The organism is Bradyrhizobium sp. CCBAU 53340 (assembly GCF_015291645.1).
GTDB lineage: Bacteria > Pseudomonadota > Alphaproteobacteria > Rhizobiales > Xanthobacteraceae > Bradyrhizobium.
The window spans coordinates 1,969,837-1,991,740 of the sequence record NZ_CP030055.1; the positions used below are offsets into that span (position 1 = coordinate 1,969,837).

Annotated in this window: 20 protein-coding genes; 12 read left to right on the forward strand and 8 right to left on the reverse strand. The window is 64.4% G+C overall.

Features of this window, described 5'->3' with window-relative positions; all coding sequences use genetic code 11:
• Positions 1-88: 88 nt before the first annotated feature.
• Together XH89_RS09230 and XH89_RS09235 are read right to left on the reverse strand one after the other, a co-directional pair.
• Positions 89-364, reverse strand: a complete 276-nt coding sequence (locus tag XH89_RS09230; protein WP_194468421.1) for a hypothetical protein — start codon at positions 362-364, stop codon at positions 89-91.
• A gap of 130 nt (positions 365-494) precedes the next feature.
• Positions 495-3,182 (reverse strand): alpha/beta hydrolase fold domain-containing protein, encoded by a 2,688-nt coding sequence (locus XH89_RS09235; RefSeq protein WP_194466765.1) that lies wholly within the window; start codon positions 3,180-3,182, stop codon positions 495-497.
• Between the two features lie 229 nt (positions 3,183-3,411).
• Between XH89_RS09235 and XH89_RS09240 the strand changes: the two genes are divergently transcribed.
• Complete coding sequence (locus XH89_RS09240) at positions 3,412-3,621, forward strand: hypothetical protein (RefSeq protein ID WP_194466766.1); 210 nt, start codon at positions 3,412-3,414, stop codon at positions 3,619-3,621.
• Between the two features lie 100 nt (positions 3,622-3,721).
• Entirely contained in the window at positions 3,722-5,191 is a 1,470-nt protein-coding gene (locus tag XH89_RS09245; protein ID WP_194466767.1) for a carboxylesterase/lipase family protein, read from the forward strand.
• Positions 5,192-5,198: 7 nt separating this feature from the next.
• Here XH89_RS09245 and XH89_RS09250 read toward each other — a convergent pair whose 3' ends face one another.
• Positions 5,199-5,378 carry a hypothetical protein gene (locus XH89_RS09250; RefSeq protein WP_128950411.1) on the reverse strand — a complete coding sequence of 60 codons (180 nt, stop codon included), beginning with the start codon at positions 5,376-5,378 and terminating at the stop codon, positions 5,199-5,201.
• A 160-nt stretch (positions 5,379-5,538) separates the two neighbouring features.
• Between XH89_RS09250 and XH89_RS09255 the strand changes: the two genes are divergently transcribed.
• The gene (locus XH89_RS09255) at positions 5,539-6,333 is read left to right on the forward strand and encodes a class III extradiol ring-cleavage dioxygenase (protein WP_194466768.1); all 795 of its coding nucleotides are present in this window, start codon (positions 5,539-5,541) and stop codon (positions 6,331-6,333) included.
• Between the two features lie 47 nt (positions 6,334-6,380).
• Here XH89_RS09255 and XH89_RS09260 read toward each other — a convergent pair whose 3' ends face one another.
• From XH89_RS09260 to glgC, 3 genes are read right to left on the reverse strand one after another with little or no spacing between them, the layout of a single operon-like run.
• Entirely contained in the window at positions 6,381-6,641 is a 261-nt protein-coding gene (locus XH89_RS09260) for a SemiSWEET transporter (RefSeq protein ID WP_194466769.1), read from the reverse strand.
• Positions 6,642-6,678: 37 nt separating this feature from the next.
• Entirely contained in the window at positions 6,679-8,130 is a 1,452-nt protein-coding gene (gene glgA, locus XH89_RS09265; RefSeq protein ID WP_194466770.1) for a glycogen synthase GlgA, read from the reverse strand.
• Positions 8,127-9,389 carry a glucose-1-phosphate adenylyltransferase gene (glgC, locus tag XH89_RS09270; protein WP_194466771.1) on the reverse strand — a complete coding sequence of 421 codons (1,263 nt, stop codon included), beginning with the start codon at positions 9,387-9,389 and terminating at the stop codon, positions 8,127-8,129. Before glgC ends, glgA begins: the two co-directional genes overlap by 4 nt.
• 338 nt (positions 9,390-9,727) lie before the next feature.
• Here glgC and XH89_RS09275 point away from each other — a divergent pair, with 338 nt between their 5' ends.
• The 5 genes from XH89_RS09275 (at position 9,728) to XH89_RS09295 (ending at position 14,303) form a co-directional block, all read left to right on the forward strand.
• Positions 9,728-10,138: a hypothetical protein gene (locus XH89_RS09275; RefSeq protein WP_194466772.1), complete on the forward strand. Its 411-nt coding sequence runs from the start codon at positions 9,728-9,730 to the stop codon at positions 10,136-10,138.
• Positions 10,139-10,454: 316 nt separating this feature from the next.
• Positions 10,455-11,300, forward strand: a complete 846-nt coding sequence (locus XH89_RS09280; protein WP_194466773.1) for a CmcJ/NvfI family oxidoreductase — start codon at positions 10,455-10,457, stop codon at positions 11,298-11,300.
• Between the two features lie 102 nt (positions 11,301-11,402).
• Positions 11,403-11,717 (forward strand): septal ring lytic transglycosylase RlpA family protein, encoded by a 315-nt coding sequence (locus XH89_RS09285; RefSeq protein WP_194466774.1) that lies wholly within the window; start codon positions 11,403-11,405, stop codon positions 11,715-11,717.
• A gap of 47 nt (positions 11,718-11,764) precedes the next feature.
• Entirely contained in the window at positions 11,765-12,934 is a 1,170-nt protein-coding gene (locus XH89_RS09290; protein WP_194466775.1) for a Gfo/Idh/MocA family protein, read from the forward strand.
• A gap of 265 nt (positions 12,935-13,199) precedes the next feature.
• Positions 13,200-14,303 (forward strand): ISAs1 family transposase, encoded by a 1,104-nt coding sequence (locus XH89_RS09295; RefSeq protein ID WP_194462274.1) that lies wholly within the window; start codon positions 13,200-13,202, stop codon positions 14,301-14,303.
• A 44-nt stretch (positions 14,304-14,347) separates the two neighbouring features.
• On the opposite strand, the gene XH89_RS09300 is transcribed toward XH89_RS09295, so the two are convergent.
• Positions 14,348-15,658 (reverse strand): ABC transporter substrate-binding protein, encoded by a 1,311-nt coding sequence (locus XH89_RS09300; RefSeq protein WP_194466776.1) that lies wholly within the window; start codon positions 15,656-15,658, stop codon positions 14,348-14,350.
• Positions 15,659-16,101: 443 nt separating this feature from the next.
• On the opposite strand from XH89_RS09300, the gene XH89_RS09305 reads away from it, so the two are divergent.
• From XH89_RS09305 to XH89_RS09320, 4 genes are all read left to right on the forward strand, one after another.
• A complete protein-coding gene (locus tag XH89_RS09305) occupies positions 16,102-17,232 on the forward strand; it encodes a sugar ABC transporter substrate-binding protein (protein ID WP_194466777.1) in 1,131 nt (376 codons plus the stop codon).
• Between the two features lie 64 nt (positions 17,233-17,296).
• A complete protein-coding gene (locus XH89_RS09310; RefSeq protein ID WP_194466778.1) occupies positions 17,297-18,844 on the forward strand; it encodes a sugar ABC transporter ATP-binding protein in 1,548 nt (515 codons plus the stop codon).
• Positions 18,837-19,949, forward strand: coding sequence for an ABC transporter permease (locus tag XH89_RS09315; protein ID WP_194466779.1), 1,113 nt, complete (start codon positions 18,837-18,839; stop codon positions 19,947-19,949). Before XH89_RS09310 ends, XH89_RS09315 begins: the two co-directional genes overlap by 8 nt.
• The gene (locus XH89_RS09320; protein ID WP_194466780.1) at positions 19,946-20,905 is read left to right on the forward strand and encodes an ABC transporter permease; all 960 of its coding nucleotides are present in this window, start codon (positions 19,946-19,948) and stop codon (positions 20,903-20,905) included. Before XH89_RS09315 ends, XH89_RS09320 begins: the two co-directional genes overlap by 4 nt.
• Here XH89_RS09320 and XH89_RS09325 read toward each other — a convergent pair.
• Positions 20,902-21,801, reverse strand: a complete 900-nt coding sequence (locus tag XH89_RS09325; protein ID WP_194466781.1) for an SMP-30/gluconolactonase/LRE family protein — start codon at positions 21,799-21,801, stop codon at positions 20,902-20,904. The genes XH89_RS09320 and XH89_RS09325 overlap by 4 nt on opposite strands.
• Positions 21,802-21,904 lie beyond the last annotated feature (103 nt).

Genomic DNA, 21,904 nt, shown 5'->3' on the forward strand with positions numbered 1-21,904 from the left:
AAAAACCGGAAGAAGGTTCCTGGCAAAATCGGACGGGGCAGGTCGGACGTCTGTCCTGCGCGTACAGCCGCGCCATCCGCGCGCGCAATCAGAGAAATTCCCTCAGCCGCGACAGCTCGGCGACGTGTTCGGGCGAGAGGATGTCCGTCACCAGCGGCGGTTGCGCCGCCGTGCGGATCTCGTAGAGATGTCTTGATGGCGCAGGCTTCTCCATGAAAGCCGAGATGCAGGCATCCAGCGTGCCTTCGCTCACCTGATAGGGCGAGCGGTCGGGCCGGCGCTGATTTCCGAGTGATGGCCATTTCTGCAGCACCGCATAGGCGCCGAAATCGACCTTTGTATCCGTAACAGTTGCGTCCCCCATCATCCCCGCCTCACGCAAAAAGAACCCCGGCACGCTAGCCTTGCGTGCCAGGGCCCATACCCATCGCTGCATCTCAATGCCACGCCTCGATAACGCGGCGGCCGGGCAAAGGTTCCCGGCCGATGTCGGCTTAACTCGCCGCCGCTGCGATTTTATGTGCGGGGCTGGCATGGCCGTGGCCGGCCTCGTCGCCGCTTCTGACCTCCGGCGGAAGCCCAGCGAAGCGCCGCAGGGCCTGCGCCATCTGCACCCGGCCCTGGACGCTGGTGATCACCACGTCGACCATCGTAAAGGACGAATGGAAATGACCGTGCGCCTTGAGCTGCTCGACCGGGACGCCGGCGGCCGCCATCGCCTCGGCATAGGCGATGCCTTCGTCGCGCAGCGGATCGAACTCGCAGGTGGCGACGAAGGCCGGCGGCAGGCCGGCGACCTTGCCGCGCAGCGGCGAGACGCGCGGATCGGTGCGATCGGCTGGCGAGCAGTAGAGGTCCCAGAACCAGTACATCAGTGAACGCGTCAGGAAGTAACCGATCGCATTGTCGTTGTAGGAGGGCCGGTCGAAGCTGCAGTCGGTGACCGGGCACACCAGCAGCTGGCCTGATATCTCGGGCCCGCCGCGATCGCGCGCGAGCTGACAGGTGACCGCGGCGATGTTGCCGCCGGCGCTCCAGCCGGCGACCAGCACCGGTCCCTGCATGCCGCCGAGCTCGGCGAGATGCTCGGAGATCCAGCGTGTCGCCGCATAGCCGTCCTCGGCCGCCGCCGGGAAGCGATGCTCCGGCGCGTGGCGATAGCCGACGCTGACGAACATCATGCCGGTCCGCCGCACCATGTCGCGGCAGAACGGCTCGTCGGACTGCTCGTCGCCGAGCACCCAGCCGCCGCCGTGGAAATAGACCACGACCGGATGCGGCCCCGGCGTTGCCGGCTTGTAGACGCGGTAAGGCAGCGGGCCGTCGGCGCCGGGCAGCGTGCCGTCGACGATCTCGCCGATCGGCCGCCCCGCGGGCCGGCTTTTGTTGAACTCGTTGACGAAGGCGCGCGCGCCTGCCGCACCCATCGACTCGATCGGCGGCAGGTTCAGCGACGCCAGCAGGTTCAGCACCAGCCGCACGTCGGGCTGCAGCCGCACCACCTCGCCGTCATTGCATTGCGCGGCGACGTTGGGACCTGTCAGCTTGAAACCGAGCATGCCGCGGCTGACGACATCGTCGCAGATGCTGCGATAGGGGCCGACGCCGCCGGTATAGGGCATCAGGGCCTGAACCTTGCCGGGCACGTTGGCGCCCGTGTACCAAGTGTTGGCGAGCCGGTGCAGCGTCAGCATCGCGCAGTCGGCCATATGCCTGTTCCAGCCGGCCTGCGCCGTCTCGGTCGGCTCGATCGTGGTGAAGCCGGCATCGCGCAAGGCTGCGAGGCGATCGACGACCCAGTCGACATGCTGCTCGATCGACACCGCCATGTTCGACAGCACCGACGGGCTGCCGGGGCCGGTGATCATGAAGAAGTTCGGGAAGCCTTCGACCGTGAGCCCGAGATAGCTCTGCGGCCCATGCGCCCAGACATCGGAGAGCGACTTGCCGCCACGTCCGGTGATCGGATGCACGGCGCGGATCGCGCCGGTCATGGCGTCGAAGCCGGTCGCGAACACGATGACGTCGACATCGACATCGCGCCTGGACGTGGTGATGCCGCTTGCGGTGATCGCCTTGATCGGCTCCTGGCGCAGATTGACCAACGTGACGTTGGGCCGGTTGTAGGTTGCGTAGTAATTGGTGTCGAGGCAGGGACGCTTTGCGCCGAACGGATGATCGTCCGGCATGAGCGCCGCGGCCGTTTCGGGATCCCTGACGGTGGCGCGGATCTTCTCGCGGATCAGATCCTGGACGATCTTGTTGCCGTCGACGTCGACGGCCTGGTCGGCCCAGAGCTGCGTCAGGATGTGGACGAGGTCGCCGGCCGCCCAGGCGCGTTCGAACCGCTCGCGACGCTCGGCATCGCTCAATTGCCAGCTGACGGCCGTCTGCTGCGGATAGGGCACGCCCGCCATCGACTGGCGTGCCTGCTGGCGATACGCCGCGCGATCTTCGCGCAGCAGGTTCATGCGGTCGTCCGGCGCCGGGCCGTTGTGGGCAGGCAGCGCGAAATTCGGCGTGCGCTGGAACACGGTCAGATGCGCGGCCTGTTCGGCGATCAACGGGATCGATTGAATGCCTGACGAACCCGTGCCGATCACGGCGACGCGCTTTCCGGCGAGGTTGACGCCGCTATGCGGCCAGCGCCCGGTGAAATAGATCTCGCCCCCGAAATCCTTGACGCCTTCGATCTCCGGCGGCTTTGGCGCGGAAAGGCAGCCGGTGGCCATGATGTAATGGCGACAGGAGACCGGCGCGCCATTGTCGGTGGTGATGAGCCAGCGCTCGGCCGCTTCGTCCCATCTGGCTTCGGTGACCTTGGTCTTGAAGCGGATGTCGCGCCTGAGATCATAGCGGTCGGCGACGAAGCCGAGATAGCGCAGGATCTCGGGCTGGGTCGCGTATTTCTCCGACCAGGTCCAGGAGTCCTCGAGTTCCGGATCGAAGGTGTAGCTGTAATCGATGGTCTGGATATCGCAGCGCGCGCCGGGATAGCGGTTCCAGTACCAGGTGCCGCCGACGTCGCCTGCTTCTTCGAGCGCGACGGCCGACAGGCCGGCCTTGCGCAGGCGATGGAGCAGATAAAGACCGGCAAATCCCGCGCCGACCACGGCAACATCGACCTGCTGGGGCGTTCCACCCGCCCTGGACTCACGTGTGGCGACCATCGCTTCAGGCATGGCATTCCTCCCGCTTATTTTGTTTTGCCGGCAGGCTAGCTCTGCAGGCTCGGCTTGTCATCAAAGCAAGTGCAATCTTCGGTGGTCCCGTTTGCGGCATCATCGTGGCGGCGCGAACGTTGCCTCAATGCACGCATCGCGATGCACAATGGCCGTGATTGCCCGGGGTAATCATGGCCGATCCGTCTGTGTATGCTTGCGGCTACAAGCCACGCTTATCCAGGGCGTCATGACAGAGTTGAGTGAGCGGACCAAAGCGAACATGGACGTCGTCCTGGAGGAGACGTGCCGGCAATTGCCGCATGGCGGCGATCACGACAGCCGCAGGTTCATCGCCGAGCGCCTGATCGAGGCTGCAAAATCCGGTCATTCGACGCTTGGCGAACTCGGCATCATCGCCCGGCGCGCGCTGGCGGAGATTCTCGCCAAGGGCGGCTAGCTGTCCAAGGGCGGCTAGCTGTCGCCACAACGCTTGCCTCTTCGCCGGACACCGACGTAACCTGCAGGCCAACATATCCGCGCATCGAGATGCCCTGAAGATGCGGTGCCTGTTTGCGCTCATTGCGGCCTTTGCATTGCTTTGCACCGGTCGGGCCCTGGCCCAGCCGGTTGGACAATTTCCATTTGCATTGACCCGCGAAGGCCAGATGCTTGGCGCCGTCGAGGGCGAAGTGGCCTCGTTCAAGGGGCTTGCCTATGCAGCGCCGCCGGTCGGCAGCCTGCGCTGGCGTTCGCCGCAGGCCTTGCCCGAGAGTTCGGAGATGAGCATGGCCTACGACTATGCCGCGCCTTGTCTCCAGCCGTCGATACCGGTCGCGCGCGAGGATTGCCTCACACTCAACGTGTTTCGCCCCTTCGGCGTCGACGGCCCGCTCCCGGTGATGGTGTTCATCCATGGCGGCGGCTTCGTCGCCGGCACCGCCAACGATCCGTTGTTCGACGGCGCAAGGCTTGCGCAGGCCGGACTCATCGTGGTCACCGTGAATTATCGCCTGGGGGCGCTCGGCTGGCTCAGGCTTCCCGCACTGTCGGAAGACGGCTCGGGCAATTTCGGCCTGATGGACCAGATCACGGCGCTGCGCTGGGTGCACGACAACGTCGCGGCCTTCGGCGGCGATGCGAACAACGTGACGCTGTTCGGCAACGGCGCCGGCGCGACATCGATCGCGCTCCTGATGCTGTGTGCGCAATCGCGCGATCTGTTCCAGAAGGCCATTCTGCAATCCATCCCCGCCCGCGCGCGCCTGCCGTCGTCACAGGAAGCGGAGGCCGCGGGCCTGAAATTTGCTGCCGCGCTCGGCCGGCAAGTGGATTTGCGCTCGGTCGAACCGGCGCGGCTGCTTGCTGCTGAACGGCGACTTCTGGACAAATCGCCGCGCAGCTTTGCGCCGGCGATGGATGAAAGCCTGGTGAAGGAAGAGATCGCCGCGGGATTCGCGGCAGGGCATGAGAGCCGCATTCCCCTGATCATCGGCTCGAACGACGACGAGACCCGCTTCGATAGCGAGCTCGAGGTCAAGGAGGCGCTATCGTCTTCCGGCGACAGCGTCGAGGCGTTGCGCAAGCTCTATCCCGACGCCACCAGGGCTTCAGACATTGCGGCCAGCTTCTACACCGACAAGGCTTTCTCCGAGCCGGTGCGATTGCTCGCCCGGCTTCATGCCGCGACCGGTGCGCCGACTTTCCGCTATCGCTTTGCCTATGTGCCGGAAGGGCGGCGCGGCAATGCTGACGAAGGCCACGGGCGCGAGTTGCAGTTCATCTTCGGCGCAGAGGGTGTCCCCGGCGCGGGCATCTTCTCGCGGCGCGATCGCGAGGTCGCAAACCGCCTGCGGGCCTACTGGATCAACTTCGCCAGGAGCGGCGATCCCAACGGCGCCGAGCTGCCGCATTGGGATGCGGTCGCAGACCGCGACCATCTGCTGCTGGTCACGAATGATCGCATCGCGAGCGGTGACGATCCATGGATAGAGCGTCTGGACCGGCTCGCAGGCGAGAACAAGAAATGAGGTGAGCTTAGGCGGCGAGCTCGACGCGCGGCGCGGGCGTGAGCCGATCTTCTTCGAGATAGTCCATCGTGCCGTCCTTCTCGACGGCGTAGAACTGCTGGCCTTCCTTCGACCGGTAGGCGGCGCGGACGACGCCGCGACGGCCCTTGTCACTGTTGACGACGTCCCCCAGCGCAAACTTCTTCATCTTACGTCTCGCTTGTCTTCTGGCCGCTTCCTTCGGCCACATCAGGATTGTGGGCGGTAAATCGTTAACGACTTGCTAACCATGCCGGTTTGCCTATGCTCGCGGCGGAGCGCGCAGGCAGTTCGCAAGCGCGTGGTGTCAACGAGACGAGCCGGCCCAGATGACGCGATTTCCGACCTTGTTTCTGTCCCATGGCGGCGGCCCCTGGCCCTTCATGGAGGACAGGCGGGTGCAATATGCCAAAACCGCAGCGGAATTCGGCCGGCTGCCGCAGCTTCTGCCTGAAAGGCCGAAGGCCGTGCTTGTTATCACCGGCCATTGGGAGGCCGAGGCCTTCACCGTGTCGACCTCGGCGCATCCGCCGATGGTGTACGACTATTACGGTTTCCCCGAGCATACCTATCACATCAAATATCCCGCACCGGGCCAGCCCGCGCTCGCGGCGGAGGTGAAAGCGCTGCTCGATCGTGCCGGCCTCGGGTGCCGGGAGGATGCCAATCAGGGTTTTGACCACGGCACCTTCGTGCCGCTCGGCCTGATGTATCCGAACGCCGACATGCCGATCGTGCTGCTGTCGCTAAAGTCGAGCTACGACGCGGCCGAGCATATCAAGGTCGGGCAGGCGATTGCATCGCTGCGCGACGAAGGCATCCTGATCGTCGGCAGCGGGCTCACCTATCACAACATGCGCGGCTTCGGGCGGGCGGAGTCGAAGCCCGTCTCGTATGATTTCGAAGCCTATCTGAACGAGGCGATCAGCAATCCGGATGCGGCGCGCCGTAACGCGATGTTGGTCGACTGGGAGAATGCGCCGAGCGCGCGGCTTGCCCATCCGCGCGAGGACCATCTGTTGCCGCTGATGGTCGCGGCAGGCGCCGCCGGCAGCGATGTCGGCAAACGCGTCTTCGTCGACGAGGTCGCAAGCGTCGCGATGGCGTCGTACGTGTTTGGGTGATGGTCTCTTCTTCCTCTCCTCGCTCGCGGAGAGAGGCGAAGAAAGCCTTACCCATACCTCAGCTTCATCACCAGAATGCCGCCGGCGAGCAGCATGGTCACGGCGTTCGAGGCGATCAGCGGGCCATCGCCCGAAAGCAGGCCGTAGATGAGCCAGAGTAAGAGGCCCAGCACCATGACCAGGAACATGCCGAGCGAGATGTCTCCGGTGGAGCGCGTCTTCCAGACCTTGATGGCTTGCGGCGCGTAGGCCACGGTGGTGCAGGTCGCGGCGGCAAAGCCGATCAGCTTGATCACGAGGGGTTCCATGGCCGCTCTATAGCATGGATTCGATTGTGGTCATGCTTCACGCGCGGCGGGATTCCATCAGGCCGCGATACAGCGCGGCGTATTCGCCCGCGCGGTTGCGCCAGGACACGTCGGTGGCAAGGCCGCTTCTTTGCAGTTGCCGCCAGGTCGGCTTGTCATGGAAGGCGGCATTCGCCCTGCGCAGCGTGCCCGCGAGGGCGTCGGCCGTCACAGGACCGAATTTGAAGCCCGTCGCATCATGTCCGGTCTCGCCGATATCGACGATGGTGTCCTCGAGGCCGCCGACGCGGGAGACGATGGGGATCGCGCCGTAGCGCAGGGCGCAGAGCTGAGTGAGGCCGCACGGTTCGAACCTGGAGGGCACCAGCAGCGCGTCGGAGCCGGCCTGGATCAGATGCGCCAGCACCTCGTCGTATCCGATCATGACGCCGATCCGGCCCGGATTGGCGCGCGCGGCGGCCTGATAGCGGTCCTGGAGATCGCGGTCGCCGCTGCCAAGCAGGGCAAGCTGCATGCCCTGGTCCAGGATCGTGGGAATGGCCTCGAGCAGGAGGTCGAGCCCTTTCTGCCAGGACAGCCGGCTGATGACGCCGAGCAGCGGCGCTTCGTCGGACGAATCGAGATTGAACTGCTGCTGCAGCACCGCCTTGTTCGCGGCCCGGAAAACCAGCTCTTCCGGGCTGAACCGATAGGCGATATGCGGATCGGTCTGCGGATTCCACACCTCGACATCGATGCCGTTGAGGATGCCGCTGAGCACGCTTGCGCGCTCGCGCAACAGGCCGCCGAGCCCCATGCCGCCTTCATCGCTCTGGATTTCATGCGCGTAGGTCGGCGACACCGTGGTGATGCGATCGGCGAGTTGCAGGCCGGCTTTGAGGAAGCTGATGCCCCCGAAATATTCGAGACCGTGGACATCGAACGTGGCGTCGTGAGGCAAGCCGATCGAGCCGGCCAGCTCACGCGCGAATTTGCCCTGATAGGCCATGTTGTGAATGGTCATCACCGTGGCAGGCCGCGCCCCGCCGTCATAGTGCAGATAGGCCGGTGCCAGCCCGGCCTGCCAGTCATGGGCATGGACGACGTCTGGCACGAAGGCAGGAACGAGACCGTGGCCGATATCGGCCGCCACGCGCGACAGCGCCGCGAAACGCACGCCATTGTCCGGCCAGTCGACGCCTTCGGCGGTGATGTAAGGGTTGCCGGGCCGCGCATACAGATGCGGCACGTCGAGCACGAACAGGTCGAGCCCGTCGCGCGAGCCGGCGAGCAGGCGTCCGGGGCCGCCGAAATAGTCAGGCCAGCGCCGGATCTCGTCGGCACCGGAAAGCAGCCGCATCACGTCCGGGTAGCCCGGCATCAAGGTGCGCATCTCGACGCCGTGCCCCTTCAGCGCAATCGGCAGCGCACCGGCGACATCAGCGAGGCCGCCGGTCTTGACGATGGGGTAGACTTCAGAGGCGACCGCGAGGACGCGAACAGGCGTCATGTATTGAGCCTGTCGAGCATCGGCTGGGTGATCAGCGCGATACCCTGTTCGGTGGTGCGGAATCGCTTGGCGTCGAGCTCGGGATCCTCGCCGACCACGAGCCCCTCGGGAATCTCGACGCCGCGATCGATCACGACGTTCTTCAGCCGTGCGCCGCGTCCGACATTGACGTAAGGCATGATCACCGCGTTCTCGACATTGGCATAGGAGTTGATGCGCACGCCGGTGAACAGCAGCGAGCGGCGCAGCGACGCACCGGAAATGATGCAGCCGCCCGAGACCAGCGAGCTCACCGCCTGGCCGCGCCTGCTCTCCTCGTCGTGGACGAACTTGGCGGGCGGCGTGATTTCCGCATAGGACCAGATCGGCCAGGCCCGGTCGAACAGATCGAGCTCCGGCACCACGTCGGTGAGGTCGATATTGGCTGCCCAATAGGCATCCACCGTGCCGGCATCGCGCCAGTAGGAGCGGGGGTCGCTGCCCGAGCGGACGCAGGAGGTCGAGAACTGATGTGCGATCGCGCGGCCGTTCTTGACGATATAGGGGATGATGTCCTTGCCGAAATCGTGGTTGGAGTTCGGATCCTCGGCGTCGCGCTTGAGCTCGTCGAACAGGAATTTCGCGTTGAACACATAGATGCCCATGCTGGCGAGCGAGACATCGGGCTTGCCCGGCATCGGCGGCGGATCCTTGGGCTTCTCGAGGAACTGCTGGATCCAGCCATTCTCGTCGACATGCATGATGCCGAAGCCCGAAGACTCCGCGCGCGGCATTTCGAGACAGCCGACCGTGACGTCGGCGCCGCTGTCGACGTGCTGCCGCAGCATCACCTCGTAGTCCATTTTGTAGATGTGGTCGCCGGCGAGCACGACGATGAAGCTGCAGGCGTGGGATTCGATGATGTCGATATTCTGGTAGATCGCATCCGCCGTGCCGACATACCACATGTTCTCCGAGACGCGCTGGCTCGCGGGCAGGATGTCAAAGCTCTCGTTACGTTCAGGGCGGAAGAAGTTCCAGCCCATCTGGAGATGCCGGATCAGGCTGTGCGCCTTGTATTGGGTGGCGACCGCGATGCGGCGGATGCCGGAGTTCACGGCATTCGACAAGGCGAAATCGATGATGCGGGATTTGCCGCCGAAATAGACCGCGGGCTTGGCGCGCCGGTCGGTCAATTCCAGCAGCCGGCTGCCGCGACCGCCGGCCAGGACGAATGCCAATGCCTGGCGGGCGAGCGGTTCATTTCCGGCGGCACTCATGTCTTCCTCCCACTCATCTGGCGCAAGCCAAGGCCTTTGCGAGACGACCCCTCGGTCGCGCCTTGTTGGAACCGATAGTAACGGTACGAATAGTAAATCGGGAAGGTGCTTGTTGGTTGCGACACACGGGAAGCTTAACGCTTTGCCGCGACGCGCAGGTGGTGCCGCCTCACGGGGTCACAGCGGTTCGGGCGAGGCGTCGTCCGCTGATCACAATTGAGGCATGCGGGATGTCTTGTGCGCTGCACGCTGATTCGAGCCTTTGACTTGGCGCAAGGATGCCCGATCATACGCCTGCGATGCTGTTTGGAGCGAAATGTCAGACAGGGAGTGACACGATGAGTATCTGGAAAATGGCAATTGCCTGCTCGCTGACGGTCGGCGTCATGGCCGGCCAGATCGGACAGGTGACAGCGGCGCCGATGCCGACCAACGTCGCCACCATGAAGACCGCAGCCGGCGATGACGTCACACAGGTGCATTGGCGCGGCGGTTGGGGATGGGGGCTTGGTGGTTTTGCGGCCGGAGCCATTATCGGCAGCGCAATTGCTGGCGCGCCGTACGGCTACTATGGCGGACCGTATTACGGCTACGGCTATCCGGGCTACGGCTATGGCTATGCGCCGGCCTATTACGGTTACGGCTACGGGCCCGCCTACCCTCGCTACTACCGGCCCTATCGTCCATATTACGGCTATGGCTACGGCTACAGGCCGTACTACCGTCACTACTATCGCCGCTATTGGTGACCGCGAAGGCGGACGAGGTCGTCGATCGCTGGTCCGCGTGATTGCAGCCACGCCCGGGCTCAGCAGCGCACTACCATGGCGCGTCGAACAGGCGTCGACGCGCTTACGGTGATGCGCGGCGTCCGCATGAGGCCTCACGAGGCTCTCAAGCGTCCGTGAAGTGCACGGCGCCTATTCCAACCCAATCAGCTTCCTCGACACTTTCGTTCTGCATTTCACACTGAGAACGGCAGCCCCATTGCTATTTGCGCTGCTCACTTGCGCCGCGTCCTGCGCCCTCAAAAATCATCCCGACGACCACATCGGGAGACCAACCATGGGCCTGCAAGAAACAAAAATCGAAACACTTCCCTTCGTCACCGCCGAACTCAACTATCTCGCGCCGACGTCAGGCAAGCCGCGAACCTATGCTTTCGATCCGCCGCCGGGCGAGCCGAAGAGCACCGCGCTGCCGGAGCCGCACCTTGTGCCGATCTTCGACGCGCGGCTGCTCGCGGACAACTTCTCGTTCGATCGCGAAGGCTTTGCGCTGGTGCGTCATCCCGTCAGGGTGAAGGATTTCTACAACGACCAAGAAATCCGCACGGTCTACTATCCCGCCGTCGAGGCGTTTCTGCGCGCGACGCTGAAGGCCGATCGTGTTGTCATCTTCGACCACACCGTGCGCAAGCGCATCGACGGTGCTGCCGACATTCGCGGCGCCGGTCCGCGTCAGCCGGCAACGCGCGTCCATGTCGACCAGACAGCGGTCTCCGGTGCCAACCGCGTGCGCGAGCATCTGCCCGACGAAGCCGATGAGCTGCTCAAGTGTCGCGTGCAGGTGATCAATTTGTGGCGGCCGATCCGCGGCCCCTTGCGCGATTCACCGCTGGCGATGGCCGACGGCATGACGGTCGCGGCCGAGGACCTCGTCGCTTCCGACCTGATCTATCCCAACCGTCGCGGCGAGACCTATTCGGTGAAATACAATCCGGATCATCGCTGGTTCTATTTCCCCGAGATGACGCCGGACGAGGCGCTGCTGCTCAAGTGCTACGACTCCGCAACCGACGGCCGGACGCGCTTCGCGCCGCATACCGCTTTCGTCGATCCGACCACGCCCGATGATGCCGCCCCGCGCGAGAGCATCGAAGTGCGCACGCTGGTCTTTCACAAACAGTAACAATGTGTGATGGCCCCGCCAGCCTCGCCTGGTGGGGTTCCAGGAACCAGCGGGAACCGGCGACGTTGCAGCGCGGGGCAGGGCCAACCGGGGAGCGGTGCCGTGCGAGCGCAGCGGACACTCTTGTTTTGTCTGACCACTTTCTCGCTTTCTGCATTTTCCGTCGCCCACGCCGAAAGCGGACTTGCCTCATATTACGGATACGGCAAGGCCGGCAGGAGCGGCGAACTGACCTGCGCGCATCGGACGCGTCCGTTCGGCAGCGTGCTCAAAGTGTCCTATAGCGGGCGGACGATCCAATGCCGCGTCAATGATCGTGGCCCCTTCATCCGTGGCCGCATCGTCGATCTCTCGGTGCCAGCCGCCCGCGCGCTCGGCATGATGAGCGCCGGTGTGGTGCGGGTCTCGGTGGAATAGAACAACCGTCAGGCTATAGTGCCGCCCAAAGCAAGGGGAGGGGCGCCATGGCCAGGATCAAGGTCGGACTCGTCGGCTGCGGCTTCGTGTCGGAGCTGCACATGTATGCGTTCCGGCGCGTCTATGGCGTCGACGTCGAGATTGCGGCGGTCGCCGCGCGCGGCGACCATGTCGTCGGGTTCGCCTCCCGTCACAACATTCCGCGGGTCTATCGCAGCTTTGCAGAATTGATCGCGGACGCCGATCTCGACGTCATCGACATCTGCACGCCGCCCAATCTGCATGCCGAGATGATCGTCGCCAGCATGCAGGCCGGCAGGCACGTGATCTGCGAAAAGCCCTTTGCCGGCTATTTCGGCCGTGAGGGCGACGCGCGGCCGATCGGCAGGCACGTGCCGAAGGCGCTGATGTATGAGCGCGTGCTGGAGGAGATGGACCGGACCCGTGGCGCGGTCGAGCGGACCGGAAAGCTCTTCATGTATGCCGAGGACTGGATCTACGCGCCGGCGGTGACCAAGATCGCGGAGATCCTCAAGGCGACAAAAGACAAGATCCTGTTCATGAAGGGCGAGGAGAGCCATTCCGGCTCGCACGCGGCGCATGCCGCGCAATGGGCGATGACCGGCGGCGGCTCGCTGATCCGCATGGGCTGCCATCCGCTCTCGGCCGTGCTCTATCTGAAGCAGGTCGAGGCGCGCGCGCGAGGGGAGAAAATCCACGTCGCCAGCGTCACCGGCGATGTCGGCAACGTCACGGCCGGCCTCAAGCCGGAGGAGCGCACCTACATCAAGGCCAATCCTGATGATGTCGAGGATTGGGGCACGCTGACCGCGACCTTCTCCGACGGCACCAAGGCCACCGTGTTCTCCGGCGACATGATCATGGGCGGCGTGCGCAACCTGATCGAGACCTACACGTCAGGCGGCTCGCTGTTTGCCAACATCACGCCGAACACGCATCTGATGAGCTACCAGACATCAGAGCAAAAACTCGCAAGCGTCTACATCACCGAAAAGGTCGACCGCAAAACCGGCTGGCAATATGTCTGCCTCGAGGAGGAGTGGACGCGCGGCTATTTGCAGGAGATCCAGGATTTCATGGAATGCGCCGCGACCGGACGGCAACCGCTGTCGGATCTCGCGCTGGCCTACGAGACCATCAAGGTGAACTATGCGGGATACTGGGCGGCGGAGGAGGGAAGAAGAGTGGTGTTGTAGCGGCTCGGCGCGCTTACCCTCCCCTGGAGGGTCCCTGGAGGGGGAGGGTCGATCGCGCGAAGCGCGAGCGGGGTGGGGTGATCTCTCCAATCGGACAATGCCCGTGAGGTGAGATCACCCCACCCCGCCACGCATTCCGCTTCGATGTAAGCGTTGCGTAGCGCCCCCCTCCAGGCAGGGGAATCGCATATGGATTTGCGGCCTCTATTGCATTGTTTGACAAGGTGGATTCTGAGAACGACTCCCACAACGCGGAGGGAGTCGGATGGGGAAGTTCAAGAAGGCTTTTCGGCGGTTGTCGGACCCGCGCGCGGCGAACGCACGGCACGATCTGCTGGAGGTGCTGGTTATCGCCTTGGCTGCGGTGCTGTGCGGAGCAGAGACCTGCTCGGACATGGCGGAGTTTGGAGAGGCCAAGGAAGACCTGCTGCGACTGTTTCTGCGCCTGACGCACGGGATTCCCAGTCACGACACCTTCAGCCGCGTGTTCCGTTTGCTCGAGCCGGAAGCGTTCGAAGCTGCGTTCCGGCGTTTCATGGCGGCGTTTGCCAAGGCTAACCGGCTCAATCTCACCGGAGTGGTCGCGGTCGACGGCAAGGCGCTGCGGGGCGCCTTCGAGCGTGGTTCGCGCTACGAGCCTCTGCACCTGGTCAACGTCTTTGCGGTGGAGGCGCGAATGTCTCTTGCCCAGCAGAAGGCCCCCGGCCGCAACGAGACCAAGGGGGCATTGGAGGTATTGGCGCTGCTGTCTCTTGAAGGCTGCATCGTCACGGCCGATGCGCTGCATTGCCATCGCGCGATGGCAAAGACGGTGCTCGATCGCGGCGGCGACTATGTGCTGGCAATCAAGGCCAACCGTGGACCGCTGTTCAAGGCCGTGGTCGGGCAGTTTGCTCGGTCCGGCGAGCGTAGGGCCACCAAAACGGTCGAACCCTCCACCCACGACCGGCGCGAAGCGCGCCGGGCAACCATCATGCGCAATACCAGTCTGGCTGCCGTCCACAGCTTCCCTGGCGTCGTTGCGATCGGCCGCGTCACCTCGCGCAGGCAATTGCAGGGCAATCGCGCCGAGCCGCCGGTCGTGCGCTATTACCTGCTCTCCAAGCCCATGTCCGCCAGGCGGCTGCTGTCGGTCACGCGCAGTCATTGGACGATCGAGAACCAGTTGCATTGGGTGCTCGACGTCCACTTCGACGAAGACGGCAACCGGGCGAGAATGGATCATGCTCCCGAGAACCTCGCCATCCTGCGCAGACTCGCGCTCAACATCCTTCGATCTTGTCCTGGTCCCACCTCCATACGCCGGAAAATCAAGCGCGCCGGCTGGGACGACACCTTCCTCCTCGCCCTGTTCGGCCATATGCGATAGCCCTGCCCCTCCAGGGGAGGGTGGGAACAGCCCGTCGCTGCGCCCTACGCCCCGTAGGTCGAGCCCTTCGGCAGCGGAAACACAGGGTCTTGTGTCCTGATATTGGTCGGCCACACCACCGAGATGTGCTCACCGGCGTTCTGCATCACCACCGGCGTCGAACGTTCGTTCTGGCCGGAGAGCGGTGTGCCCGGCGGGAAGAATTTCACGCCGTAGCCCTGGATGGTGCCGCCGGGCGGGATGTCGACGTCGAGCGCGGCCTTGCGAATGGCGTCCGGCTCGAAGCTGCCGTATTTCTCCTTGGCCACCGGCAGCACGTTGTCGAGCAACACCCAGGTCTGGTTGAACCCCATCGAGCAGTGCGGCGGCACGTCGGTGGCGCCGGTCTTGGCCTGGTAGCGCGTCACCATGGTCTTGATCAGATCGCCCATGCCGGGCGCAAGCTTCGACGGGTCGAGCAATTGCGCCGGCACCGGATCGATGTTGCAGAAATTGTCGATGTCGGCGCCGAAGGTCGCGCGCAGCTTGTCGAGCTGGCTGTAGCCGGCGCCGGCCCCGAACAGCATCTTGAACCGAAGGCCGCTCTCGCGCGCCTGGCGCAGGAACAGCGTGATGTCGGGGTTGTAGCCGGCATGCGAGATCACATCGACCTTGGCGCGCTTGAGCTTGGTCACGAGCACCGAGAGATCGGGCGCGGAGGCCGAATAGCCCTCGCGCAGCACCACCTGGATGCCGGCCTCCTTGGCATAGGCTTCGTCGGCCGCGGCGACGCCGACGCCGTAGGGGCCGTCCTCATGGATCAGTGCGACCTTGATGTCCTTCGGCTCCATGCCGAGCTTGGCCTTGGCGTGCTCGGTGAGGAAGCCGGCAAATGCCTGGCCGTACTGGTCGGAATGGATCTGCGCGCGAAACACATATTGCAGGTTCTTGTCCTTGAACACGGCGGTCGACACCGCGGTCGTGATCCAGAGGATCTTCTTCTGCTGCTCGACCTTGGCCGCCATCGGCACCGCATGCGCGCTGGAATAGACGCCGTTGATGATGTCGATCTTCTCCTGGCTGATCAGGCGCTCGGCCTCGTTGATGGCGACGTCGGCCTTGCTCTGGGAATCGGCAGCGACAGGCACGATCTTGGTCTTGCCGCCGATGCCGCCCTTCTCGTTGACGAGATCGATGGCAATCTGCGCGCCGACCGAGGAGGCGACCGAGCCGCCAGCGGCGAAGGGTCCGGTGAGATCGTAGATCAGGCCGATGCGCAAATTCTCGGCTTGCGCCTGGGCTCTCGTCCAATCGAGGCTGAGTGTGGCGGCGGCAGCCGCCGTACCCTTCAGCAGCTGCCTGCGTGAAGTCGGCATCCTATCCCTCCCTCAAAGCCGTTATGTCCGACTGGTTTTATATTTTTCCGCAAGTATTTGGAGCGCGTGGACGAAAGTCAACATGCGCCGCACTAGGCAATTCGGATGCCCGGTCGCTTCGGCATTTTTCCCTGAGTCTCATTCTTTTTGCGCGGTGCCGTCCTTTGGTTCGCAATCATTCGATGGCTGCATCAGGATGGAGGCGAACATCTGCTTGTCACGCGTGTATTTTCAGCTTCGTCGCGACGCCACATCGTCTCCCGCAGATGTGATTGCGCGGCTCCACGCGTTCGCGGCAAGGCAGGGCCCGTGAGCGGCATTCGGCTTGTGCGCCTCGGAGGTTGCGTGTCATCCTAGCCGGGCAAACTGCACGGGAAGCCCAATTCCCGGCTTGGCCATCGCGCCACGTTAGGGTGGAACACAAAAGCTTAGGGAGAAGAGAAATGGTGTGGACGCTTCGTTGTGCGGGGCTGGCTTGCGCTGGCCTGTTGCTGTCCGCGGTCAGTGCCTTGGCAGGGCCCAAGGTCGTGTCCGGGCCGGGCGCCGATCCCGCATGTTTCAAGCCCTGGTCTGCTCAAACCAAGTTCTTCCAGTGGGCCAAGAAGCCCGGCCCCTACAAGATCGCCCTCGTCAACGGCTTCGTCGGCAATACCTGGCGCATCCAGATGGTGAAGACCGCAAAGGCCTTTGCCGCGCAGCCGGGCATCAAGGAGAACATCAACGAGTTCAAGGTCGTTTCGACCGGCACCGATGTTGCAGCGCAACTCGGCGCGATGGAGGACTTCATCAATCAAGGCTTTGACGCCATCGTCACCATCGCGGTGGCCCCTGATGGCTTCGACCGTATCATCCGCCTCGCCGACAAGAACAACGTGGTCGTGGTGCCCTTCGACAACGTCCTCGACACCGACAAGGTGATGATGGTCAACGAGGACCAGAAGGAAATGGGCCGCATGTCGGCGAAGTGGCTGATGGATGAGAGCGGCAAGAAGAGCGGCGACATCCTCGAGGTCCGCGGCCTGCCGGGCAATTCGGTCGACCGTGACCGCCATCTCGGCTTCCGCGAGGTCATGGAAGCGCCGGGCAACAGCTTCAAGATCACCGAAGTGGTCGGCAATTGGGACACCGGCACCTCGCAGAAGGTGACGGCGGATGCGCTCGCCGTGCACGGCCATTTCGACGGCGTGTTCACGCAAGGCGGCTCCGACGGCACCGTGCAGGCGATGATGGCGGCCAAGCACCCGTTCGTGCCGATGTCAGGCGAGGGCGAGAACGAGTACCGCAAGCAGATCGCCGATCACGCCAAGGACGGGCTCAAGGGCATGTCCTACGGCCAGTCCCCGGCGCTGGTCGCCATCGCCACCAAGGCGGCGATCTCGGCGCTGCAGGGCAACGTGATGCCGCAGCTGATCTCGATCCCGATCCCGGTTGCGACCTACAAGGATTTGAAGCCCGGCACCAATTACTGGCCGGACCTCAACGCAAACTTCTTCGCGCCGAACCAGTTCACGCCCTGCGGCGTCAACTTCACGGCGCCGGAGATCATGTCGCAGAGCGAAAAGAACACCCAGTGAGCCTACTGGAGACGTTACGGTTGCGGCCCGGCCTTTGCCGGGCCGCCGCTGCGTGAGCCCCGACATGTCTGATGCCGTCCTGACCCAACCTGCCTTCCTCGCGCTATCAGGAATTTCCAAGCGCTACGCCGGCGTGCGTGCGCTCGAAGGCGTCGACTTCGCCTGCGAGCGCGGCAAGATCCATGCGGTGCTGGGCGAGAACGGCGCCGGCAAGTCGACGCTGATCAAGATCATCTCAGGCGTGGTCCAGCCCGATAGCGGCACCATGCGGCTCGGCGGACACGATGTCAGCTTCGCGACGCCGTCGGCGGCCAATGCAGCCGGCGTCGTCTGCATCTTCCAGGAGCTGTCGCTGATGCCCGACCTCTCGGTCGCGGACAACATCTCGATCGCCTCGCCGCCGCGGCGCTTCGGGTTGATCGACGCGCGGGCGCAGCGCCGCCGCGCCGAAGAGCTGCTGGCCGAGATCGGCTGCGAGGACGTCAATCCCCTGATGCGCGTGCGCGATCTGCCGCTGTCGCGCCGCCAGGTGGTCGAGATCGCCAAGGCACTGGGCAAGAAGCCGCAGCTCCTGATTCTGGATGAGGCCACATCGGCCCTCACCAGCGCCGACGTCGAGAAGGTCTACGCGATGCTGGCGCGGCTCAAGGCCGAGGGCGTCGCCATTCTCTACATCTCGCACCGGATGCACGAGGTCGAGGCGCTGGCCGACCGTGCCTCGGTGTTCCGCAACGGCCGCCATATCGAGACCTTCGACAAGGGCAAGCGCTCGACCGCCGATATCGTTCAGCTCATGATCGGGCGCGATATCGCCGCGCAGTATCCGCCCAAGCCCGCGCATGGTTCGCCGAAGCCGATGCTCGATATCGACAATCTGAGCTGGGACAGGCGACTTGATCGCATCTCGCTGCGCGTCGGCGCCGGTGAGATCGTCGGCCTCGGCGGGCTTGACGGCCAGGGCCAGAAATCCCTGCTGCTGGCGCTGTTCGGCGTGCTGCGCGGCGTCACCGGGCAGGTCACCGTCGAGGGCCGCGAGGTGCGGCCATCTTCTCCGGCGGCGGCGAAGTCGGTCGGCATCGCGCTGGTGCCGGAGGATCGCAAGACCGAAGGCCTGATGCTGCCGATGTCGATCGCGGACAATCTGGTGATCGCCTCGCTCGATGCGATCTCGACTGGCCCTCTGGTCGACCGCGCGCGCGAGAACGAGGCGATCAAGCGCGCCATCGCGCGGCTGCAGATCAAGATCGGCGCCCCTGGCGATGCCGTCTCCACGCTGTCAGGCGGCAACCAGCAGAAGGTCGTTCTCGCCAAATGGCTGATGACCGATCCCAAGCTCATCCTGCTCAACGATCCCACGCGCGGCATCGATGTCGGGACCAAGCAGGAACTGTACCGCCTGATGCGCGAACTCGCCGACCAGGGCGCAGCCATCCTGTTCTACTCGACCGACTATGACGAGCTGATCGGCTGCTGCGACCGCGTGGCGATCATGTATGACGGGCGCATCGTGCGCGAGCTTGAAGGTGAGGCGCTCACCGAGACCAACATCATCGCGAGCGCGCTGAACATCGATGCCGCGGCGCCGGATGCTGCCGGAGCCACCCATGCTTGACGATATCGTCATCAGGGTCCGCCAGAACGTCGGCATCGTCACCGCCGTCCTGTTGTTCTCCATTCTTTATCTGCTCTACAATTTTGCGCATCCCAAGGGCTTTTCTTCGGCGGTTCTGGTGCAGAATGGCGACGAGATCTTCGCGCTTGCCATGCTGGCGATGGCCCAGACCGTGCCGGTGCTGGCGTCGGGACTGGATCTCTCCGTGGGCGCGGTCATGACCATGGTGGGCTGTTTCGCAAGCTATTTGCTCACGGGGGCGCCGGACGGCACGCCGCTGCATCTCGACATCTTCGGCCTGCAGCTCGGCCTCGGCACCTTTCCCGGCGGGGTGAGCGGCATCCTGCTCGGCATCGTCGTGTGCCTTGCGACCGGCGCGCTGGCCGGCTTCATCAACGGCTGCGTCGTCGTCTATGGACGCATACAGCCGATCATCGCGACGCTCGCGACCGGCGCGGTCTATATCGGAATCGCGCTGTTCCTGCGGCCGACGCCGGGCGGCAAGATCGACGAGGATCTCAACTGGGCGATGACCAACTCGCTCGGCGATTTCGCCTCCACCGTTCACATTTTTGACGACGGCGCCGCGAGCTGGTTTGCGCCGGTGGCCTGGATTCCGGTGCCGTTCGTGCTGCTGATCCTGATCGCACTTCTGGTCTGGGTGCCGTTCCGCCGCTCCGTGCTCGGCCGCGCCGTCTATGCGGTCGGCTCGGCCGAGGGCGCCGCCTACATGTCCGGCCTGCCGATCGACCGCGCCAAGATCGCGGCCTTCACGCTCGCCGGCTTCTTTGCCGGCTGCGGCGGCCTGTTTCTCGCAATCCAGACGTCATCAGGCAATGCCGACATCCCGCAGGCCGGCGCCTACACGCTGAATTCGATCGCCTCCGTCGTGATCGGCGGCACGTCGCTGCTCGGGGGCACCGGCAGCGCGATCGGCTCGATCTTCGGAGCCATGGTGCTGCGTGTCATCTCGTTCTTCTTCCGCATCTTCGATATCGCGCCGCTGCTGCAGCCGCTGTTCGAGGGCCTGATCCTGCTCGCGGCCGTCAGCATCGGCGCGCTCGGCGTGCTGCGCGTCAAGAATACGCTGGAGCTGTTTCGATGACGACTGCGTCCCTCGGGCTCTCCCGCGACGACCGCCCGATCCTGATCGCGGCCCTGTTCATCCTCGTCATCCTGGTCGCCGGCACGGTCTATACCTTTGCTCGCTTCGGCAGCGCGCCTTTGTTGTCGCCGACCTATTTGCTGCAGCAGCTCCAGATCGGCGCCTTCCTCGGCATCGTCGCCGCCGGGATGATGATGGTAATCCTGATCGCGCAGATCGACCTGTCGGTGCCGTGGACGCTCGCCGCCGCTGCCATGATGGCGACCTCGATCGGCGGGCCGCTCGCGATTCCGGTCGGGCTCGGCGTTGGGCTCGTGGTCGGTCTCATCAACGGCATCGGGGTTGCTTACTTGCGCGTGCCTTCGATGATCTTCACCCTCGGCGTCAACGCGGTGATGCGCGGCCTGATGGTGGCGCATACCGGCGGCTACGCCCCGCAGACGGCCGCCACCGACCTGATGCGAATGCTCGCCGGTGATCGCACGCTCGGCATCCCCAATGCGCTGTTCGTCTGGGCCGCGGTGTCGGTGCTCGTCGCGATCATCCTCCAGCGCACCGCGCTCGGCCGTTACGTCTACGCCATCGGCAACAAGGAGGCGGCCGCGTATCTCGCCGGCGTCGACACCCGGCGCATCACCGTGATCTGCTTCGTGCTCTGCGGCCTCGCTGCAGCGCTCGCCGGCGTCCTGCTCGCCGGCTATTCCACCAAGGCCTATCAGGGCATGGGAGATGCCTATCTGCTGCCGTCGATCGCGGCGGTGGTGATCGGCGGCACCAACATCCTCGGCGGCCGCGGCCGCTATCTCGGCACCCTGATCGGTGTCGTCCTGATCGTGCTGCTCAACAGCGTGCTGTCGATCATGGACATGCCCGAGGCCGGCCGCCAGGTGATCTACGGCCTCGTCATCATCTTCATGCTGCTGGTCTACGGCCGCGGTGAGCGTGTCACGAGCTAAACCGCCGCGCGCGTGTTGAGGTAGATCGAATACAGCGAGGTCTGTCCGCAGATATAGAGGCGGTTGCGGCGCGGGCCGCCGAAGCAGACATTGGCGACGATCTCGCCGATCGGGACCGTGCCGATGTGGGCGCCGTCAGGGGCGTAGCAGAACACGCTGCGGCCCGCCGAGGTCCAGATGTTGCCATGGATGTCGACGCGGAAACCGTCATAGAGCCCGTCCGGGCAGGTCGCGAACAGCGAGACTTCTCCGAGCGTCTGTCCCTTGACCTGATAGGACCAGATCGTTGGCGGCAGCCCGCGGACATGGGTCGCGCCGGTGTCGGCGACATAGAGCCTGGTTTCGTCGGGCGAGAAGGCCAGTCCATTCGGCTGCACCCGGTCGGACACGACGCGGGTGATCGCCTTGGTGCTGCCGTCGATCCGGTAGACGTTGGAGGCGCCGATCTCGGACGGGCTTTGCTGCCCCTCATAGTCGCTGTCGATGCCGTAGGTCGGATCGGAGAACCAGATCGAATCGTCAGATTTGACGACGACATCGTTGGGCGAATTCAGCCGGCGGCCTTCGAATGCGTCGGCCAGCACGGTGATCGAGCCGTCGTGCTCGGTCCGGGTGACGCGCCGCATGAAATGCTCGCAAGTGACCAGCCGGCCCTGGCGGTCGGTCGTGTTGCCGTTGGAATTGAAGCTCGGAGAGCGGAACACCGACACCGATCCGTCGGTCTCGTCAAAGCGCATCATCCGGTTGTTCGGAATGTCGGACCAGATCAGGTAGCGCCCGGCCGGAAAATAGGCGGGCCCTTCGGCCCAACGGCAACCGCTGGTGAGTTTCTCGAGATTGACGTGGCCGATGACCAGCCGATCGAAGCGAGGATCGTGGGCGACATAGGGGAGCATGCGTCCTCCTTGATGAGCCGCAGATTCTTGAGGGGGCCTGCGTGCTCGCCCTACTTTGATCGACCCTGCCGAATTTGCAAGCGTGCTCCGTTCAAGGACGCAT

Bases quoted from the DNA above. Each gene is read 5' to 3' on its own strand.
- XH89_RS09300 (WP_194466776.1), bottom strand. From the start codon at position 15,658: ATGCCGACTTCACGCAGGCAGCTGCTGAAGGGTACGGCGGCTGCCGCC.
- XH89_RS09325 (WP_194466781.1), bottom strand. From the start codon at position 21,801: ATGCTCCCCTATGTCGCCCACGATCCTCGCTTCGATCGGCTGGTCATC.
- XH89_RS09280 (WP_194466773.1), top strand. From the start codon at position 10,455: ATGGGCCTGCAAGAAACAAAAATCGAAACACTTCCCTTCGTCACCGCC.
- XH89_RS09320 (WP_194466780.1), top strand. From the start codon at position 19,946: ATGACGACTGCGTCCCTCGGGCTCTCCCGCGACGACCGCCCGATCCTG.
- XH89_RS09230 (WP_194468421.1), bottom strand. From the start codon at position 364: ATGGGGGACGCAACTGTTACGGATACAAAGGTCGATTTCGGCGCCTAT.
- glgA (WP_194466770.1), bottom strand. From the start codon at position 8,130: ATGACGCCTGTTCGCGTCCTCGCGGTCGCCTCTGAAGTCTACCCCATC.
- XH89_RS09235 (WP_194466765.1), bottom strand. From the start codon at position 3,182: ATGCCTGAAGCGATGGTCGCCACACGTGAGTCCAGGGCGGGTGGAACG.
- glgC (WP_194466771.1), bottom strand. From the start codon at position 9,389: ATGAGTGCCGCCGGAAATGAACCGCTCGCCCGCCAGGCATTGGCATTC.
- XH89_RS09290 (WP_194466775.1), top strand. From the start codon at position 11,765: ATGGCCAGGATCAAGGTCGGACTCGTCGGCTGCGGCTTCGTGTCGGAG.
- XH89_RS09240 (WP_194466766.1), top strand. From the start codon at position 3,412: ATGACAGAGTTGAGTGAGCGGACCAAAGCGAACATGGACGTCGTCCTG.
- XH89_RS09245 (WP_194466767.1), top strand. From the start codon at position 3,722: ATGCGGTGCCTGTTTGCGCTCATTGCGGCCTTTGCATTGCTTTGCACC.
- XH89_RS09275 (WP_194466772.1), top strand. From the start codon at position 9,728: ATGAGTATCTGGAAAATGGCAATTGCCTGCTCGCTGACGGTCGGCGTC.
- XH89_RS09255 (WP_194466768.1), top strand. From the start codon at position 5,539: ATGACGCGATTTCCGACCTTGTTTCTGTCCCATGGCGGCGGCCCCTGG.
- XH89_RS09310 (WP_194466778.1), top strand. From the start codon at position 17,297: ATGTCTGATGCCGTCCTGACCCAACCTGCCTTCCTCGCGCTATCAGGA.
- XH89_RS09250 (WP_128950411.1), bottom strand. From the start codon at position 5,378: ATGAAGAAGTTTGCGCTGGGGGACGTCGTCAACAGTGACAAGGGCCGT.
- XH89_RS09295 (WP_194462274.1), top strand. From the start codon at position 13,200: ATGGGGAAGTTCAAGAAGGCTTTTCGGCGGTTGTCGGACCCGCGCGCG.
- XH89_RS09315 (WP_194466779.1), top strand. From the start codon at position 18,837: ATGCTTGACGATATCGTCATCAGGGTCCGCCAGAACGTCGGCATCGTC.
- XH89_RS09260 (WP_194466769.1), bottom strand. From the start codon at position 6,641: ATGGAACCCCTCGTGATCAAGCTGATCGGCTTTGCCGCCGCGACCTGC.
- XH89_RS09305 (WP_194466777.1), top strand. From the start codon at position 16,102: ATGGTGTGGACGCTTCGTTGTGCGGGGCTGGCTTGCGCTGGCCTGTTG.